At 47.1% G+C, this 19,459-nt stretch carries 13 protein-coding genes and 1 pseudogene; 3 read left to right on the plus strand and 11 right to left on the minus strand.

Translation table 11 applies throughout. The annotated features are described in order from the left end of the window. Positions 1 to 78: 78 nt before the first annotated feature. The 10 genes and pseudogenes from cheB to ACYQ2M_RS16260 all read right to left on the minus strand — a co-directional run bounded on the left by cheB (position 79) and on the right by ACYQ2M_RS16260 (position 12,710). On the minus strand, positions 79 to 1,164 hold the full coding sequence (gene cheB, locus ACYQ2M_RS16215) for a chemotaxis-specific protein-glutamate methyltransferase CheB (RefSeq protein ID WP_459917409.1): 1,086 nt from the start codon (positions 1,162 to 1,164) through the stop codon (positions 79 to 81). Between the two features lie 16 nt (positions 1,165 to 1,180). Beyond that, positions 1,181 to 3,520, minus strand: coding sequence for a hybrid sensor histidine kinase/response regulator (locus ACYQ2M_RS16220; RefSeq protein WP_459917410.1), 2,340 nt, complete (start codon positions 3,518 to 3,520; stop codon positions 1,181 to 1,183). 14 nt (positions 3,521 to 3,534) lie between these two features. Then, complete coding sequence (locus tag ACYQ2M_RS16225; RefSeq protein WP_459917411.1) at positions 3,535 to 5,691, minus strand: methyl-accepting chemotaxis protein; 2,157 nt, start codon at positions 5,689 to 5,691, stop codon at positions 3,535 to 3,537. Positions 5,692 to 5,755: 64 nt separating this feature from the next. Further along, entirely contained in the window at positions 5,756 to 6,379 is a 624-nt protein-coding gene (locus ACYQ2M_RS16230) for a chemotaxis protein CheW (RefSeq protein WP_459917412.1), read from the minus strand. Beyond that, positions 6,369 to 7,133, minus strand: coding sequence for a tetratricopeptide repeat protein (locus tag ACYQ2M_RS16235; protein ID WP_459917445.1), 765 nt, complete (start codon positions 7,131 to 7,133; stop codon positions 6,369 to 6,371). Before ACYQ2M_RS16235 ends, ACYQ2M_RS16230 begins: the two co-directional genes overlap by 11 nt. A 12-nt stretch (positions 7,134 to 7,145) precedes the next feature. Next, a pseudogene (locus tag ACYQ2M_RS16240) lies at positions 7,146 to 7,907 on the minus strand (CheR family methyltransferase); the annotation flags it as partial. After that, complete coding sequence (locus tag ACYQ2M_RS16245; RefSeq protein ID WP_459917413.1) at positions 7,907 to 8,383, minus strand: chemotaxis protein CheW; 477 nt, start codon at positions 8,381 to 8,383, stop codon at positions 7,907 to 7,909. The gene ACYQ2M_RS16245 and the pseudogene ACYQ2M_RS16240, both read right to left, overlap by 1 nt. A gap of 595 nt (positions 8,384 to 8,978) precedes the next feature. Continuing rightward, the gene (locus ACYQ2M_RS16250) at positions 8,979 to 9,635 is read right to left on the minus strand and encodes a response regulator (protein WP_459917414.1); all 657 of its coding nucleotides are present in this window, start codon (positions 9,633 to 9,635) and stop codon (positions 8,979 to 8,981) included. Next, on the minus strand, positions 9,622 to 11,067 hold the full coding sequence (locus tag ACYQ2M_RS16255; protein ID WP_459917415.1) for an ATP-binding protein: 1,446 nt from the start codon (positions 11,065 to 11,067) through the stop codon (positions 9,622 to 9,624). The genes ACYQ2M_RS16250 and ACYQ2M_RS16255 overlap by 14 nt, the downstream gene beginning before the upstream one ends. After that, a complete protein-coding gene (locus ACYQ2M_RS16260) occupies positions 11,064 to 12,710 on the minus strand; it encodes an ABC transporter substrate-binding protein (protein WP_459917416.1) in 1,647 nt (548 codons plus the stop codon). Before ACYQ2M_RS16260 ends, ACYQ2M_RS16255 begins: the two co-directional genes overlap by 4 nt. A gap of 427 nt (positions 12,711 to 13,137) precedes the next feature. On the opposite strand from ACYQ2M_RS16260, the gene ACYQ2M_RS16265 reads away from it, so the two are divergent. The 3 genes from ACYQ2M_RS16265 to amt all read left to right on the plus strand — a co-directional run bounded on the left by ACYQ2M_RS16265 (position 13,138) and on the right by amt (position 18,248). Continuing rightward, complete coding sequence (locus ACYQ2M_RS16265) at positions 13,138 to 13,824, plus strand: MBL fold metallo-hydrolase (RefSeq protein WP_459917417.1); 687 nt, start codon at positions 13,138 to 13,140, stop codon at positions 13,822 to 13,824. Positions 13,825 to 13,938: 114 nt separating this feature from the next. Beyond that, a complete protein-coding gene (locus tag ACYQ2M_RS16270) occupies positions 13,939 to 14,214 on the plus strand; it encodes a hypothetical protein (protein ID WP_459917418.1) in 276 nt (91 codons plus the stop codon). Positions 14,215 to 14,759: 545 nt separating this feature from the next. Next, positions 14,760 to 18,248 (plus strand): ammonium transporter, encoded by a 3,489-nt coding sequence (gene amt / locus ACYQ2M_RS16275; RefSeq protein ID WP_459917419.1) that lies wholly within the window; start codon positions 14,760 to 14,762, stop codon positions 18,246 to 18,248. Between the two features lie 40 nt (positions 18,249 to 18,288). Here amt and ACYQ2M_RS16280 read toward each other — a convergent pair whose 3' ends face one another. Further along, positions 18,289 to 19,257 carry a SphA family protein gene (locus ACYQ2M_RS16280; protein WP_459917420.1) on the minus strand — a complete coding sequence of 323 codons (969 nt, stop codon included), beginning with the start codon at positions 19,255 to 19,257 and terminating at the stop codon, positions 18,289 to 18,291. Positions 19,258 to 19,459 lie beyond the last annotated feature (202 nt).

Consider the following 19,459-nt stretch of genomic DNA (forward strand, 5'->3'; position numbering starts at 1 on the left):
GCTTGTTGCATTTTTATCAGGGCCTCAGATGTTTTTGCATTTATTGCTTATTTTTTAATATCAAGAGATATCAGCTTCTCAGCCGGATTTGAAGGCAAATTGATTGGGTCTGATTTCCTTATCAACCAAACTTGTCAGTGCTTTGGCGATGTGTTTTGGAGAATATACATACATGGCAGCATCACGTTTTATCGCCTCTCCCGCCATGCCGTGTACCAGCGAGCTTTCTTTGTTCTGGGCAAAGGTAACGGCTCCTTTGTCCCTCATTATTTTCAGCCCGTCGGCCCCGTCTTTACCCATGCCCGTAAGCAGGACACCTGCCGCAGACGGGCCATATATATCTGCTACGCTCCGGAAGAGAAAGGATATGGAGGGTCGGGAACTGTTTTCCGGTTTGGCGCTGCTCAAACGTATCCGGTCTGGGTACTGGACTCCCATGTGATAACCATCCGGTGCAAAATAGATGTGACCCGGAAGCAGAATCTTTCCGTGGGAGGCAAGGTGAATGGCAGAACCCGTGGTTTGGCCAAGCCAGTTTACCAAGCAGTCTATGAACCCCCTTGATATGTGCTGGACAATCAATATGGGGATGGGAAAATTTTCAGGTATTTTCAAAAGAATTTCTTTCAATACAGGGGGACCGCCTGCGGACGCACCCATGGCTATAATACTTATGTTGCTATGCTTTGCCGCGGGCCTGATCTCTGGCTGTTTCACCCTTGGCCTTTCTGTCATTTCCTTCATGGGCTTATGACGCCTGACCATGGTTATTTCCGACATTAATTTTACATTTTGAAGCAGTTCTTCATAATCACGTTCATGGTCCGGATGGTCTATCCCCCATGGTTTATTTAAAATGCTGACCGCACCCGCTTCCATGGCGCGGAATACCACGGTAGTCTCTTTAACATCGTGGATTGCGCTCATAATAATGATGGGCACTGGGTTACTTTCCATAATTATGCGGGTTGCCTCGAACCCGTCCATTTGGGGCATATCAATGTCCATTAAGATTACATCCGGATGCGTTGTTTTTGCTAAGGCCACCGCCTCTTTGCCGTTTTCGGCAATTCCCACGATCGTGGTTTCATCGTCTGAATCCAGCAGATATTTTAGATACTCCATGGTTGTGTGTGAATCATCGGCTATTAAAACTTTAATCATGGCAATTTCCTGATTGCTATATATATTTTTTAATTACGTCCAATAGATTGCTCTGGTCAAAGCTGCTCTTGACAATGTATGCATTCGCACCGACATCAATTCCCCGCTCACGGTCTTCCCGGGAATGAAGCGCTGTCACCAGTATTACGGGCAAATTACCAAGTGTCTTGTCCTCACGGATTTTTTCGGTGAGCACAAGCCCATTCATCCTGGGCATGTCAATATCCGATACTAATAAATCGTATTTAGTTGCCTTGAGTTCTGTGAGCGCCTCAAGGCCGTCTGTTACTGTCTTTACCTGGTACCCAGCTGACTCCAGAATGCTTTTTAAGAGCATGCGTGAGGTAATGGAATCTTCGGCAACCAGCACAGATATCTGTGCTGCTTCCGTGCTTACAGTTACCCTTGCTGCCATGGGGCTCAGCTGCATTGCAGATTTTATCAAGTCTGTGACGTTCAGGATGGGTACCACCTTTCTGTTTCCCAGAACCGTTGCTCCGTGGATGTTTCTGACCCGGGAGAGTTGATTTCCAAGACTCTTAAACAGGATTTCCTCCTCACCCAGGACATGGTCCAGGCTGAATGCAATCCGTTTCTCCCGGGTTCCCAGAACCATTGCCGGAATTAATTTTGATGGGGATGCTTTTTTTCTGTGCGGGATTTCCAGAACCTCATCAAGGCGAACCATAGGAACCGTTTGCCCGTTTAAGGGGATGGTCTCCCTGTTTTCAACGGTTTTAACATCATTGGCATTGATTCTTACCACCTGGCCAATATTTGCTGTGGGAACAACAAATTGCTGGTTGCCTGCCTCCACCAGGATTCCCCTGAAGGTGGCAAGGGTTATGGGAAGAAGCGCCCGGATTGTCGTCCCCTCACCGGGGCGGCTTTCAACGGATACCTCACCGCCGAGCCTTTCAACTTTTTCGCGAACGATGGCCATACCCAGGCCCCTTCCAGAAATATCCGTTACGATTGAGCTTGTGGTTACCTCTGATTGAAAAATAAGATTAACGGCCTCTTTTTCGGAAAGTCCACTTGCGACCTGCCTGGATATAATTTTTTTCTCAATGGCCGCTTCTTTTAATTGTTCTATGTCAATTCCCCCGCCATCATCGGAGATTGAAATTTCGATCCTGTCACCCTTTACCTGGCTGATTATGATCTTAATGGTTCCCGTTTTCGGCTTTTTATTTTTCTTTCTCAACTCGTATTTTTCAATTCCGTGATCCACGCAATTGCGCAATAAATGTATGAGCGGGTCTTTCATCTCCTCTAGGATTTTCCTGTCAATTTCAATCTCTCCTCCCTCCATTGAGACCTTGACGTTCTTGTTTTGATCCCGGGAAAGATCCCGCACGATTTTGGGAATAATTTCAAGAAAACTTGAGAAGGGCAGCATCAACACCGTTTTCATGTCTTTGAGCAGCCTGTCCACCAGCTCACCGATCAGTCGATTATCCTGATCGGCTGACTTGGCAAGAGAAAAGAGCCTGGCTTCAAATATGCTGGACTGATTTTGGTTGGACTCGACAAGCTCCATCAGCTTGGATGCAGACTTCATAGCCGATTTTTCCTGGCTGCCCGACTCCCCATATTTTTTAATAATCTGCGTTAAGACACGCGTAGCATCTGTAATTTTGGTCCAGTCCTTTTTCCATAACTCCAGCATTTCAATGATGTTCTGAAGTTCATTCTTGTGTTGATTCGCCAGAAGCTTCGCCTGAAGCATTTCCTCGGCTTGCAGCATGAGCAAATCCAGTTTCCTTAAGGAGACCCTTACCGTTTGTGCCTTGTCTTTGGGACGGTCAGTTTTTTTTAAAGTTTCTTCGGAAGATTTCTGGAGGGGAGGGATGTCTTCTTTATGGCTCTCTTCCATTTTCATGGGCGAAATAGTCTCTTTGGCAGGATCGGGTTCCTTGTCAACAGGTTGAGTTTCACCCACGCTTGTTTCTGAACAGAGAGCGTTGATTTGTTCCACAATTTCCATTGCCTGATTCTTATCAACCCTTGGAGCTTTGCTGCCAAGCCTGCCAGCAAAATTGGCCAATGTGTCGGTTGCATAATGAAGCGTATCCATCATTTCAGGTAAGATTTTTATTTTTTTTCTTTTCAATGCCGAAAAGACATTCTCAAGGGCTTTTGTGATTTTTTCTATCTCCGGCAGACTGGCCGAGCGGGAGGCCCCTTTCAGGCTGTGAGCCTGTCGGAACATGGATTCAATCACTTCATCCCAGGCTTCACCGGCAGGCATTTTTTCCAGCTTGATCAGGTCGGAGCTCAGATCCCTCAGACGTTCTTCAGCTTCGATTTTAAATGCCGCCTGAAGTTTTTTCAGCAGATCGATATTGCCCATGCGGTTTCCCCGTTTTATGCATCAAATTTATACCATTCCATTACCTGCTTAAGTTTCTGACCAAGCTCGTTCAGGTTCTGGACCGCCGTTTCAAGCTGTCTGGTGCCGGCGTCGTTTTGGGCGCAGGCTTCTTTGATGTCCATCATTATAGTTCCTATCTGGTCCATTCCCACCAATTGCTGCTGACTCGACGCCGCGATTTGAATGGCTGACTGAACCGCTTCTGTAATACTGCCGGTAAGAGTAGAGATTGCCAGTCCTGATTGCTTGGCCTGCTTTACTCCCGTTTCAACGGTCTTGCTTCCCTCTTCGGTTACCATGACCGCCTTTCCGGTGGCCCTTTGAATTTCATTGAGTATGACACGTACCCTTTTTGTGGCCTGCTTGGATTGTTTTGCCAGATCCTTGATTTCCTGGGCCACAACGGAAAAGCCCTTGCCCATATCACCGGCTTTAACCGCTTCAATGGAGGCGTTAACCGCCAGCAAATTTGTCTGCTCGGCAATGTCGTCCACCGTGGCGATAATCTCCCCGATGGCCTGGCTCTGTTCGCTCAAAATTACAATGGACTCTGCAATGGAGGTCATCTGGACTTTTATCCGGCCCATTCCATCAATGGTTTCATCCGTGGCCTTTTTGCCGTCAATTGATATTTGCTGGGCCTTTTGTGCACCCTCGGAAACGGCCTTTGACTTTTTATTGGTGAGATTCGCAGTCTGCCTTACCTCCTCCACGGTGGTGGTGGTTTCATTGGCCGATGTTGCCGTCTCCGACACACTGGAGGCAAGCTGGGTTACCGTGGTGGCAATTTCAGAAGTGGAAGAGGAAAGGACATTAACCGCTTCCTTTAATGCGCCGGTCTGTTTTTGAAGATTTCTGGTCATGGCAGCCAGGGCATTGCCCAGCACATCCTTTGTTGATTTAGGAATTACTTCAATATTTAAATAGCCTTGGGATATCTTTTTTGCCACTTCAGCCTGTTCCTGAATATTTTTGATCATATCGACCAGTGCGTTGCCCAGCACATCCTTTGGGGATTTTGGCCTTACTTCAATATTTAAATGGCCTTGGGATATCTTTTTTGCCACTTCAGCCTGTTCCTGCATGCTTTTTTTCATGTTCCTAAACGCATCTGCCAGTTGCCCGATCTCATCTTTTTGTATAATTTTCATCTCATGGTCAAGGTCGCCATTGGAGATTTCCTGTGCGATTACAGTAATTCTATCGATGGGAATAGCGATGGCTCTGATAATGATATATGAGATGAATATTCCTAAAATAATGATGACAACGGTGCCGCCTATCATCAGATTGATTGCCAAGTTCATCTCATTTAGCATTTTAGCCTTCTGGTCAGTCCTTGCATCGGCACAAGTATTCTCCACCGATCTTGCGGCGTTCACCATTATCTCTAAATTTGCATTGAGTCTTTTGTTCAGTTCATTGTAGGTTAAAAATGCATCTTGGTACTTCTCGGCATTAACGATAATTTGCTCGACCATTTTCTTGTTTTCTTCTTTATTAAAATGGGTTTTAAGGGCATTTGCCTGTTTGATGATGCTTTCTATGTTTTTAATTACCTGTTGAGACGATATTATGTCGTTGCTCAAGATGAAGTCTTTTTCATTCTGCCTGCATTCAAGCATCCACTCGATTATCCGGTTGGCAGCATCCGCCTTGCTTGCATTTTGCACGCGTAACTGGGAGTATTCTTTTCTTTCGTTTTCTCTTAATGCAATGGCTATTTTTTCAAGTTCATGGGCCACTTGGACCATATTGGCTTCTTGTTCTTTCTGCTTTATTTCAATATCCAGGTAGCCATGAAAGGCTTTACCATAATTATCAACGGCAGCTACCACTTCCTCCATCTGGATTTTGTTGGCATCCTGTGTAAATTTTGCTTTGGTCTCCTTGGCTTGTTTCCTCATTTCCTCCAGTCTGCTAAAAACATCATCTAAATCCTGCTGATTATGCCGCAGGATATAGTTCTTCTCTGACCTACGCACCTCAAGATTATATTTAACCAGACGGTTGACGTCGTCCGCCTTGTTAACTCGGTCCTTCACGGCAATCAGTCCGGAGGAACCTAAATACGCCACCCCTGCCGCAAGAAGCATAATGATGAAAAACCCAAATCCGATTTTCATGCTTATTTTCATGTTTTTGAACATTTGCTCCTCTCCTTTTTTAAAAATTAGAACCGGCAAGCAACAATCCTGGGAATGCACCCCAATCCTAACCAACCTCTTCGTGCACGATTATTTTGGGATCGGATATTATTTTTGCCGCATCAAGAACAATGATCCTGTCCTCTAAAACGCCCTTGAGATATTCCCTGCCGATTCCGGTTAACGTCGGCAGCGGGGGTTGAATTTCATTTGCCCGGACGGAGCGAATGCCTATTATGCTGTCAGATAGAATACCGAACCTGTTAAACTCTGAATTTATGATGATAATTTTATTGAAGTCGGCAATTCCCTTGTCGGGCAGGCCAAAGAATTTTTTGAAGTCTAAGATTGAAAGAATACTTCCACGTAGATTGATGATCCCCAGGACAAAGTCCGGAGTGCACGGTATGGGGGTGAATTCCTTTAACGGATAAACTTCGCTGATGTATTTGGATTCAATTGCATAATTCTCATGGGCCAGGATAAATTCCACCACTGCAATTTCCTCCTCTTTTTCCTCAATGGGTTTTGCCTTCCTGGAGAGCACTTCAGCTCTTTTTTTAAGGATTTTGATTCTTTCCTCCGGGGCCACTGCAAATCCTTGTTCAATGGCAGTCTTTGACACGTCCAGGCGGCGATGGAGTTGCTTCCAGTGTGTTTTTTTAGAATTTATATCATCATCATTGGTCATTTACTGCCCCCTGACTGGATAAGGATTTGAGAATTTTTTTGAGCTGGCCTGCTGTTATTCCCCCTGATTCAGGCAATATCTCCTCTGTTTGCAGTTTGCCCAAAAGTGAAGTGGCAGTATCAAAATTTTTTTTTGATTCTTTCAGCTTACCCAGCTGGCGGTTGATATTTCCCAGGGAGAAATAGGCAAGCACGAAGTTATAGTCGAGATAGAGTACCTTTTTCAGCGCGACCACCGCCTCCTCCACCCGGCCCTGCTCGGCCATGATGGTTGATAATAGATAATGGAAGGACGGATTAAGTTTATCAGCGTGGATCGCATTCTCACACCACTTGGCTGCTTTGGCAAGGTATCCTTTATTGGCGTATGCCCGCGCTAACAAGATCATGGCATTGATGTCGTTTGGGCGGTGTGACAATAATTCATGGAGAGATTCGACGGCCTCAGTATAATAGCCCTTCTCAAATAGTTCCAGGGAATGTCCACAGGAAGGCTGCTCGAGCCCCATGGATTTGGAAGATTCCAACTGAACTTCCATGGGCTGGGCTATGATTTCATCAATCGTCTCAGTCTGTTCCGGGAAGACAATTTGCTGCTGAAAATCTTTTTGAGAATCAAGGCAAATTTCCGGGATAGGGAATATTTGTTTTGTTTTAAGATTATTTTCTAAAGGCGTTTGATAGCTATCTTTTTTGTATAAAATAGCATTGTAAAGATGTTCAGTGGTAAATGGTGAACGAAATTTGAGGGGCATTTCTCCCGGGCTTACCACCAACCACCCACCATTGACGTGGGCTCGGTATATGCGTCTGATGACCTGTTTGGTATATTTCAGGGGAAAATACATGAGCACGTTTTGACAAAAAATCACATCCATGGCATTGGTATTGTTAGTCCTTGAGGGATAACAATCATCCATAAGGTTAAGGTATGAAAATTTGACCATATTTCTGATCAGTGGATGGATTTTGAGATAACCGTCTTTTGTTCTTATGAAGTACTTGTTTTTGACCCACTCGGGGGTACTTCGGAAGGACCATTGGGTGTATACCCCGTTTGAAGCGCTTTTCAAAGATTGAAGATTGATATCCGTAGCCAAAATGGTGATATTCCAATCACTCAGATCAGGGATCATTTTTGAAAGTAATATGGCCAGGGAGTATGGCTCTTCACCTGTTGCGCAGCCTGCGCTCCAGAATCGCAATTGTTTGCCGGTATTGCACCGCGCGTGGATCAGCTTAGGAAGAATGTGCATTTCAAGGGCGTTAAAAACGTTTTTGTCTCGAAAAAAATAGGTTTCTCCCACGGTGAGATGAGTTGCCAGTATCCCAATCTGATCTTTTGTAAGTGGTGAGGATGTCAGCCAGCGAATGAAAGATTCCGGGTCTTTATGATTGAATTCAAGGGTGGCGGACGCGATACCTCTTTTAAGATCATGCCACCGTTCTTTGGGAAAAGAAATGCCCATCTTATCGGAGATAAACTCACTAATCAAGAAAAGTGATGATTTTGAAATCGAGTGTATCATTAGTGTTTATTGGTTTTGTTTTCTTTTGTCATTGCATTTTCCAGGGCTTTTTCTTCATCAAGAGATAGAAATGTATCGAGATCATGGATGAGGATCATGCCATTCTTGAAGCTGGTTACGCCTTCAATGTATTCCATGCCCGGGATGATTTTTTTTGCTTTGGTAATCTCCTGCTTTGAACATTCCATGACTCCGGTGACGCTGTCCACCAAAAGAATCACCGTACGTCTTATCGTGGAAGCAATAATCAACTGGTCCGTCACATCAATTTCCTTGTCCGGAATCCCAAAACGCTTTCTGATATTAAAGACCGGAAAAATTTGGCCTTGAACATTAACTACACCAAGAACGCTCTCCGGGGCCTTGGGCAATGGAGTGACATCCACCGAGCGTACCACCCTGTCAACGGATTCAAGATGTAACGCATATTGGAGACCGGCGAGGGAAAATCTAAGTAGTTTAACAGGAGCACCCATGATTTTTATCCTTTCGCAATTATTATGGAAGGATTTCCGGACAACGGCGTTGTCGTTCCAACAAGTCTACATTGGAAATAAGGCCCCCCAAGCGGGGTATTTGAAATATTTGGCAACATTGTTTGCATATTGCCATTCAAATATCTTATTGTATGTTATGGCTTAAAATAAATCAAACCAAATGTAAAGAATCCACATTCGTTTAAGAATTAAGAAAATTGGAACACAGATCAAAACTGGATATGGTTCAAAAAAATTTCAGGTCATTGGGGCTTGGTCACAACATGGGCCACTCTTGGGGGGGGGGCAGGATTACGTTATTGACACTTTTGCTGAAATTTTAGTTTAAATACGAGCTTGTGTCAAAAGTGTCAATAACACACGCATGACCCCGTTGGGCCCATCAAACATGATAAATGGCCCATGCAATGAACAAGTACGGTCATTGCACCGGTATGCGCAGGATTATATTCGTATTGTTAAGTCCGCCTGCAGTGCACCTAATGCCGGGTTGAGAACGGGTTTGACCCGCGTTGCAGCATCCTGAACAAGAGCTGAAGCAGCCAAGCCAAGTGAGTCCCTCTTCACCTGGGCATTATCCCGAAGTGGTCAATCCTTTGCGAATGGCATATTTTACAAGGCCGGCGGTTTTTCGGATATTAAGCTTTTTTTTGATGGCGGCCCGGTGGTGTTTCACCGTGGCCAGGCTAATGTTCAACAGTTCCGCAATGTCCTTGTTGGATTTCTCTTCTGAAATGAGTTTAAGCACTTCCCGCTCCCGCAGGGTAAGGGGCTCAAAGGGGGTTGAGGATTTACCCGTACGGTAGGATTGGGCAATGTCATTGTTGAGTTCTTTGCTCATTAAAGGAGAAATATAGGTGTCATTATTGCGGATGGTGTCAATGGCCGAGGCAAGCTCCCGGGGGGCATCCTCCTTTAAAAGATAGCCGTCCACCCCGGCGGACAGGGCATGGTGAAGGTATTGAAGGCTTTTGTGCATGGATAGAATGAGAATCTTGATTTCCGGATGGAGCATCTTTATTTCAATGGCTGCTTCAATGCCCCGCAGCTTTGGCATGGCAATGTCCAGAACAATCATATCCGGGATGTGGGTGGCCAGGAGTTTTAAAAGCTCCAGCCCATCACCGGCTTCGGCAATGACTTTGATTTCCTGGTTTTTTTCAATAATCTGCTTGATGCCGTGGCGCAGCAGCTTATGGTCGTCGGCCAGTATGATTTTATAAGTTCCCATGCTTACTTCCTTTATCAACGGGCACGGTAAATTGCAACCGGGTTCCGCATCCGGGGCTGGTTTTTATTTCAATGCTGGCCCCCAGCATGCGTGCCCGTTCCTGCATGGTGGCAAGTCCCAGGCCCCGTTCTTCATATCCTCTGCATCGAACATGGCCCATGTCAAAGCCTTTTCCGTTGTCTTTAATGGAAAACATAAGTTCGTGCTGTGCCTGGCTGGCGGTAAGTTCAAGCCGGGTGGCCTGGGCATGTTTAACTGCATTGGACAGGGCCTCCTGGAAAATACGATACACCAGAAGCTGTCTTTCCAGGGATAATATCTCATCCACATTGTTAAGGTCAATATCTGCTGCAATGTCAAAATGGTGCTCCATGTTTTCAATGAGCCACATCAACGCTGCCGCCAGACCCAGATCGGCGATCACCGTGGGGGTTAAATCCCGGCACAGTCGTCGGACATTTTCAATGGTCATGTCTATGTACTGCACCATTTCTTCACATTCTTTTTTTGCGGCATGATCTTTGGACGTAAGTCCTTCTTCCACCATGATCATTTTAAGCTTCATAACGGTGAGGGATTGCCCCACCTCGTCGTGGAGTTCTGTGGATATTCTTTTTCGTTCATCCTCCTGGGCCGTCAGCAGTTGAGAATTGAGATAATGGAGTTGCTGTTCCGATGTTTGAAGGGTTTCCAGGTTTTTTTTCAACTCCTGGGCCATGGCATTGAACACCCGGGAGAGATTGCCCATTTCATCGGTGCTTTTTATGGGAATTTGAATGTCCAGCTTGCCTTGTTTTACCATCTCCGCACCTTTTACAAGTAGCTGGAGGGGGTTAAAAATTTTTCGTGTCATCACAACAATAAAAAACGAGATGAGTATGGACCCCCACAGGGCCATGCCCAGGAGATAATCCCTTGTCTTGTTAAGCGAACCATAGATTTCGTTGTAGGGGTCTGTTGCTACGACAATCCATCCCCAGGGTTCAAAACAGTCAAATTTCCCCAGGTGCTTTTCTCCCTGCCAGGTATAGTTAAGTTCGCCTTTTGTTTGTTGTTGAACAAGGGCAAACCATGGACTCTGACCCATGGAAGTGCCAATGTGTTTAGGATCGGGATGGAACAAGATATCTCCTTTTTTATCAAGGATATAAACATAGCCACGCTTTCCGATTTGAATGGCCGCAAGTCCTCGTTTGGCATCGTATTGGGCCTTGTGGGTACCTGCATGGATGTTGGTGATGCCGTACATTCTAAGGAAGGTTTCCTGTTGATGAATGACGTGGATTGCCTCATCGAGACGGGTTTTAAGCCAGCGCTGGGCGATCTGGTGCAATGCCTGCTGGGAAAGATGAAAGGTGACATAAGATCCCATAAGAAGTGCGATGAGAGCGATGGGCAGGGTGACCCCCAGTAATTTGTGATGGATTTTCATTGCAGGGTGCCCCGCTGGATTTGAATGGTTGTTTTTTCGGTGAACTGTGGGTAAAGAGCTGTGGTGGAAATAATAGGATGGCCATAATCCACGGTGTCCCAGCGGACATAGATTTGATTTTTTTGGTGGAGGGGGTATACCACCATCTCTTCTAGCAGCTTTATTTGGGCATATTCCCACAATTTTATCTGCCGGGAGGTGAACCGTTCCAGGCGGGCCTTTTCAATGAGTTCATCAATTCCCTTGTAATGGCTGAAATTGGTGGCAGGCGTTTTCCCGGAAGATATGGTGGCGCTGGAGTGGAAAAAACGACTTAAAAATTCGTCGGTGTTGGGCCTGAATGCTTCGTAAATCACAATGGGATTAAAATCTTGTCTGATGAGGCGGTGCATGGTGGCATGGTCCACCAGGTGCAGGGTCATGGTGATATTGATGGCGGCCAACTGGGTTTGAAGGGTACGATAATTATTGGAAAAAGAGCCCACCTCTGACACCACCACATCCATCTTAAATCCATGTGTTAATCCTGCTTCGGCCATTAATTGCTTTGCCCTGTTAATGTTTGCGGCATAATCCAGCCCCAGGGTTTTTATCTCCTGTTCCTTTAATCCACCCGGCATATAAGGCGGAACCGGGGAAAAAACAGAATAAACCAGCCCCGGGCCAAAGGGGGCCAGAAACTGATTGCGGTCCACGGCATAGGCCACGGCCTTTCTCACCCGGATGTCGGAAAAAGGGGGGGTTGAGGTGTTGAAATAGATGTTGACGATTTCCGATACCCCGAAACTGTCCAGCCTGAGATCTCTTTTATCTTTGATCCGCTGAAGCCATCGGGCGTCGGCCTCTCCCACAATGACGTGCATTTTTTTGTCCACAATGGCGGATAACCGCTGATCTGCATCGGGCAAAAAATGTATATCCACACCCCCCAAAAGGGGCCTTCCCCGGAAGTAGTCATCATGGGGATTAAGCAGAAGATGGCGGTCATCGGGGGCGTTGATGAAGTAAAAGGGACCTGTGCCCTTGAGGCGCAGCATTCCCCTTTCATCAACTGTCTCCTTGACAATGAATCCACCGGCATAATTGGCCACCTTGGGAAGAAAGAGCAGGGGAGACTGGGGCGGGTCCACGGTGAACCGAAGGGTATGGGGGCCTGTTACCACCACAGAAATGCCCTCATACCCACCGGCGTAGGCAGATCTCTGGGGATCAGCCGCTTTGATAAAGGACTTGCATACTTCCAGGGCTGTTAGTTTTTCGGGTGATTCTCCGGGGTATGCCTGGAAAAAAATATTTTCTTTTAATTTAAAGGTCCAGGTCTGTTTTCCCCGAACCATGACGGGTTCCGGAATTTCAACTGCCAGATCCGGTTCCATCTGCCGGGAGTTGCCGGGCTTAAAACGAACCAGCCCGTTGTACAGCATGTCCGCCAGAATTCGATCACTGGTGGAGGCTGCCCTGTGCGGATCCAGGGTATTAAATTTTGATACATGGATTCCCATGTGCAGGATGGGGCGGGCGGGGTTTCCCTGGATTGGGTGGTGTGGAATATTTTCTGCCGGGGTATTCCCTGCCGTTACACGATAAGGGTATGCTCCTAAGCATACCAGTATAAAACATATGAGTCTTAAAACATATCTCAATAATTTCTCCAAGGTCGTGAGTTATATTGATATAACTGCGACGGGTTGACCGACCGTATTCTGATCCGGTTTTGCCCGCAACGAAGATAGAAAATGGTATTATGCCGCCGTCCTCCCCCCGACGGGCAATGGGCCCGGACCGGAACTGTAGACAGCTCAATTGTCCGGTTCCTATTGCCCATCGGGGGGGGCGGCTCTGCTGAGGTTGCCTTGGAGGTTGCCTTTTCATATAAAACCCACATGGCTGTAAATACCAGCCACAACGAAAAATGAAACTATAATAATTGCAGTTCTTTAGACGGAGTTTTATATAAAAAATTGCTGCGGGCAGGCTTCAACCGTCCATGGGAGCTAAATTTGCATTATGATGGTTTTTATGCAAAAATCAACCGCAGTTTTGAAATTAATTGTATTTATGGAGGAGAGAATGAAGGTAATTCAGATGCTGTCCCGGGATGGGTGGGCCAATTATTCCTATGCAGTTGTGGGAGACAATAAAAAGGCCTGGTGCGTGGACCCCTGGGATGGGAAAGAGGTGTATGATCAACTGGATGGACAGTCCATAACCATTGAGGGGATTATCAATACCCATACGCATCCGGATCATACCCGGGGCAATGACGAGTTGGCAACTCTTTCCGGTGCACCCATCCTGTTCCGGGAGGCGCTTCTGGAAAAAACCCTTATCCCTCTGGATATTCACACCACCATTGAGGTGAAAGCCGCCAACGGACACACCATGGATCATCTTGTGTTTCTGCTGTGGGAACGGGGCGTTATCACCGGTATTATTGCAGGAGATGTGCTGTTTAATTTCGGGGTGGGAAACTGCCATAACGGCGGGGATGTGGTAACATTGTTTGATACTATCCAGAGCCTTAACGATATTTTGCCCGATGAGTGCATCCTTTATCCTGGCCATGATTACATGGAGACCAACCTGGGGTTTGCCATGGCCAATGGTAATGAAAAGGCAAGTGTGTTCATGTCTCAATTTGAAGACTGGGGCGGTAAAAATACCACCATGGGCCTTGAGCGGGAAATAAATCCCTTTCTCCAGGCCCGGACCCTTGGGGAATTCACTGCATTGCGGGCATTGCGGGATAAATGGTAGCTCTAATGCGCCCATTCTAATTGGATTCAGGGTTGGCTTATGAGTGTTAAGCAGTTACATTGGCGTAACTGTGGGCGGAGCACTCCTGGGACTGGGGTTTGCCGTGGCCGGTTATTGCCCCGCACAAGCCTGACCGCCCTGGCGGATGGACGCAGGGATGCCCAGTTTTTTTCTGTGGGTGGCCTGTTGGGTGCCCTCATTTATACGTTGGTCTATGGCAGCATCAAGGATTCCTGGCTGTTTGACACCATTGCCGGCGGCAAGGTTATGCTGGCCACGGGGTCTGAAAAATTCCAGGCGTTGCTGCCCATGGTGCCGGGGGTTTTTCTTGCCGCCGGCATCGGCGTGGTGTCTATGCTCATTGCCAGGAAATTATCTGATAAAATTTGAAATGGAGAGGCTTGCTCATAACACGAGCCAATGCCCTTTCCAAAGTGGCACATTTTGTGAGTAAGCCCCATCTTGAGGCTATCTTGTGTTTAGATTCCTGTCTTTTTTACATAAATGTGATTTGATTTTGCAGAGAATGCAATAATGTTTTTATTGGATTGGATCTTGACGCATTACAACTGATAAATTTAAACTTCCTGATTTTTTATAAAACCCTGAAATTACGAATGTCATAAGTGGGTGCTGTGCCCCATAAAACCGTACCATATCAGGCATTGTCAGGATAAAAAACTGGATCATCCCGTGTTAAAAGGTTCAGCCCTCAATACAAATATCTGCCCCTCCCTTCCGGAATAAGCCTTCAAAATTGAATCATCAATGTTGTGGTACATTCATTGCTTTTTATAAAAAAAATGCAGCATCTTAGTGGTGACAGGCGTTGTCTGTCATATCAGTTATAAAAAGCAATAATGGTGGCGTTTTGTGAACTCTTTCATACAAACGTTGAAGAAAGGAATTTCATAGAAAAAGGGAATTTGATGATCATGGGCAGTTCTGTTCTGGATAATTTGTGGGTGATTGTTTCATCAGTCCTTGTTTTTTTAATGCAACCGGGATTCATGTGCCTTGAATCGGGTCTGACTCGATCCAAAAACAGCATCAATGTCGCCATTAAAAATCTTGCAGATTTTGTTTTTTCCGTCATGGGATTCTGGCTCCTGGGGTTTGGTTTGATGTTTGGGATGTCCCAGTCCGGACTCATCGGTATTTCTGGGTTTATGGCTGATTTCGGCGATGACTTTCATCTTTCCTCCTTTTTTCTTTTCCAGACCATGTTCTGTGGTACCGCCACCACTATTTTTTCCGGTGCAGTGGCGGAACGCATGCGTTTTTCCGCTTATCTCATTGTTGTGATACTGCTGTCTGTTTTTATCTATCCCATTTTTGGCCATTGGGCATGGAATGGAATTGATTCCGGCAATCCTTCCGGGTGGCTTGGTGCTGCCGGGTTCATTGATTTTGCCGGCTCCACAGTGGTGCACAGTGTGGGCGGATGGGTGGCTTTGGCCACCCTTATTGTGGTGGGGTCCCGGAAGGGACGATTTGATGGAAATGGCAAGCCTGTGGAGATCCATGGCAGCAATTTACCCCTCTCGGTGCTGGGCACACTTTTGCTGTGGATCGGCTGGATCGGTTTTAATGGGGGCAGCACCTTGACCATCGACCGGAGCGTACCGGGGATCATCGTTAACACCGTGATGGCAGGGGCTGCAGGCGCTGTCTCTGCACTGTTTGCAGGCCTTCTTTACAATCGTATTGCAAAGACCTCTTATCTGATCAACGGCTCCCTGGGAGGTCTTGTGGCAGTGACGGCATGCTGTCATTGCGTGACCATTCCCCAGGCTATTTTCGTCGGTGCCATTGCCGGTGGCGTATGCCTTGTGGTGGAGGAGGTGCTGCTTTACTATGGCATTGATGATGCGGTGGGGGCGGTCCCCGTGCATCTGGGATGTGGTGTCTGGGGTACCCTTGCCGTTGCCCTGCTGGGAGCGCCTTCGGTTCTCCAGACAGGGCTTGATTTTTATTCCCAGTTATTGGTGCAGGTGGAAGGCATTGCAGCGGCATTTGTGCTGGCCTTTGTGATTCCTCTGTTTATTATTCGTAGAATTGACCGGATGATTCCGCTGCGGGTTTCCGCACATAGCGAGGAGATCGGGTTGAATATCTCCGAGCATGGAGCAAAGACTGAAACCGCTGATTTTTTCAGAATCATGCAGCTGCAGGAGGAGACCGGAGATCTTTCACTTCGGGTGCCGGTGGATCCTTTTACGGATACCGGTGTCATTGCCGCAAGATATAACAAGGTGATGATGGCCCTTGAAAATGCCATTGCCGGTACGGAAGCCATCGTTTCCGTGGCAAAGGATGCCATTATCACCTTTGCCGGGGATGATTTCAGGGTGATGAGCATGAATCCCAGCGGATGCGCCATGTTTGGGTATGATGGTACCAGTGAGGTGTTTTCCGGATTGCGTATGACCCATCTCTTTGACACCGATTCAAGGGGATTCAGGAATGCTGGAGAAGATCCATTGAACAGCGAGGGTAAAGCATACAATCATCTTGATGGTTCCGGCAGGGAAAACCATGGAGAGGAGAATGCTTTGATGAAAGCCCTCCTTTCAGGATGCCGCATGGAGATTACGGGTAAAAAATACAATGGAAAAACCTTTCCCATGGATGCGGTGGTGACCCGGGCCGTTGTGGGAGATGAGTCCTTTCATGTGGGTATTTTTAGAGATATCACCATTCCCAGACAGAAGGAGGAAGAGATATCAAGGCAGAAAGCCTATTTCCAGCAGCTGTTTGATGGGTCCCCCCAGGCGGTGATTTCCACAGATATTAATGGAAATATTATCCGGGTTAACAGGGGGTTTGAGTTGCTTTTTGGATATTCGGCCCATGATATTTCCCATCAGAAGAATTGCCGCATCATTGTGCCCGATGACCTGCTTCTGGAAATGACGAGCATTCGTCAAACCATTCTCTCCGGTAACACCGTCCACAAGGAAACCCGGAGAAAACATCGTGAAGACAGGGCCATCCCTGTATCTCTTCTGGGATTTCCCATATTGATCAACGGTATGATTGAAGGACTTTTTTTTGTATACCAGGATATTACCCAGAGAAAAGAGCTGGAGGCTCAGCTCTATCGAAAGGCCTTTTACGACAGTCTCACAGGGGTTCCCAATCGTATTCTTTTCATGGAGCGTCTGGGCCAGGCCGTGGCCCGCCAGCGGCGTAAACCCAATTTCCACTTTGCTGTATTTATGATTGATCTGGATCGATTCAAATGGGTCAATGATACGTTGGGCCATTCTGCCGGAGATATTCTTCTGGAAAAAACAGCCCAGCGTTTTCTCACCTGTGTCCGTTCCATGGATACCGTTGCCCGCATTGGTGGTGATGAATTTGCAGTTCTTCTGGAAGATATCGGTGATTCAAAGGAAATCATGAACATTGCCAGGCGAATGAAGGAGCAGGCGGCGGCCATTTTTAATATCAATGGCAATGATGTGTCCATCAGCTCCAGTATTGGTATTGTGATCAATACCTCCCTTTATCACAAATCAGAAGATATTTTAAGGGACGCCGATATCGCCATGTACCGAGCCAAAGCCATGGGAAAGTCCAGATGCAAGGTGTTCAGCAGGAAACTTCACAAGATAACCCACGATGCCCTGCAACTTGAAAATGATCTGAGAGAAGTGGTGGATCGCAATGAACTGGTTCTTTATTATCAACCCCAGGTGTGTGCAAAAACCGAGAGAATAAGGGGATTCGAAGCCCTGCTGCGCTGGGATCATCCCCAAAGGGGGCTGGTTTCTCCAGGTGCGTTTATTCCCCTGGCAGAAGACACCGGCTTAATCATTCCCATTGGGCAATGGGTGATCCAACAGGCATGCCGTCAGCTGAAAACATGGCACACAAAACTACCGCAGGCACAGGGGTTAAGCATGAGTGTTAATATTTCACCCCGGCAGTTCATGCACAATGATCTGGGAGAAACCCTGCGCAACGCCCTTGAAAGCGTTGATCTGTCCCCCCATTTTCTCATTGCTGAACTCACGGAAAGTGCTGTGATGGAAAAACCAGAATCGGTGATTGGACAGCTCAATCGCCTTAAAGAAACCGGTATCCGCATTGCCATAGATGATTTTGGCACCGGATACTCCTCCCTGGCTTATTTACGACGATTTCCTTTGGATTATCTGAAAATGGATAAACGCTTTGTGGATGACATTAACAAAGATCATGAAAACCTGGCCATTGCAAAGGCCATTATTGCCCTGGCCCATAATCTGAACCTTGAAGTCATTGCAGAAGGCATTGAACGCGTTGAACAGCTTGAGACCCTCCGGGGATTGAAATGTGACTATATTCAGGGCTTTTTCTACTCTCGTCCGGTGGATGACATCCAGGCTGCCCAGATTATTAAGAGCAGGTTCCATGGGCTTAAGGGCCTTGGATAGGTCTTTCTCCCATGGATTCATGGGAGAAAAACAGAGGCGTTTAAAAGTGGTGAACCCACCGAACATTAAACCGATTTCCCTCGGGTCGGTTTTCCGCAGCGGTTTCAAAATAGGTGTTAAAAATCAGGTGATCATTCTGGGAGAAATGGTAGATCATCCCCGGCCCCATGGCAAAGACCTGCTCTTTACTGTCGGCCACATCCCTGCCATCCATCTGGGTGGCTGTCATCTGTTTCAGGTAGTATCCATTGATTCCCAGCCTTAAACGGTGGGGTAAGATTTCATATGCCATGGCAAAGTTGGCATGGAAGGCCTGTCCAGCCTGGGTGTCATCCGCCCCCAGGGCCTGGTACCCCCGGCCGGGATCATCGTTTTTCCCGTTCCACAGATAGTGGATACGTCCACTGGCAGTGAATTTAGGCCCCAGAAAGGCGGTGAAGGCCCAGTAGGGGTTAAATGAGAAAAAATTGCTGCCGGGGTTGAGTTCTTTGTCTTCGTCGTATTCCCCCGTGGGGAAAATCATCTGTAATTCGATGCGATGCATGAACAACGGCCCCCTGGCTCCCATGACGGGATCCCACTGTAGAAAGGGGCCTACCAGAATATCGCCGATGCCGTTGCCGTTATCCTGGGGGAAGTTGGCATTGTCTGTTCCATAATCCAGATTCAGCCCCACTTCCGGAATCATCACATTCACCCCCCATTTCCCCCCCAGCAAAAGCGTTTGATTGGATTGATATATAAATTGGGAAATGCCGATCCAGGCCCTAAGATCTTCGTCGGCAAAGGGAGGAAGTGCCGCATCCCCATCAACGTTGGTGAAATTGTCGGATGTCCACAACTGTAAATACTGGGAAAAATAAAAGCCTGGCCCGGCCGGGGGCCCCCCATCCAGAAAGCTTGTGAATCCAAGGTTCACCGAGGGCAGGTCATAGGCCCGGGCCATCCCGGTGGGGATAATGAGGGTACAGCATAACAATAGTAAAACTGGCAGAAAAAGTCGTTTCATTGGAGATCTCCTTTACTGAAAAAATCGAGCTTGATTATAACCCACATGTCCTGTCGGACACAACGAAGATAGGGTCGTAGACGCGGAGCCAAATGGCATTATGCCGCCCCTCCCCCGACGGGCAATGGGCCCCGGAACTGTAGACAGTTCGATTGTCCGGTTCCTATTGCCCATCGGGGGAGGGGCTCTGCTGAGGTAGACT

It is taken from the genome of Desulfocicer niacini (assembly GCF_054657595.1).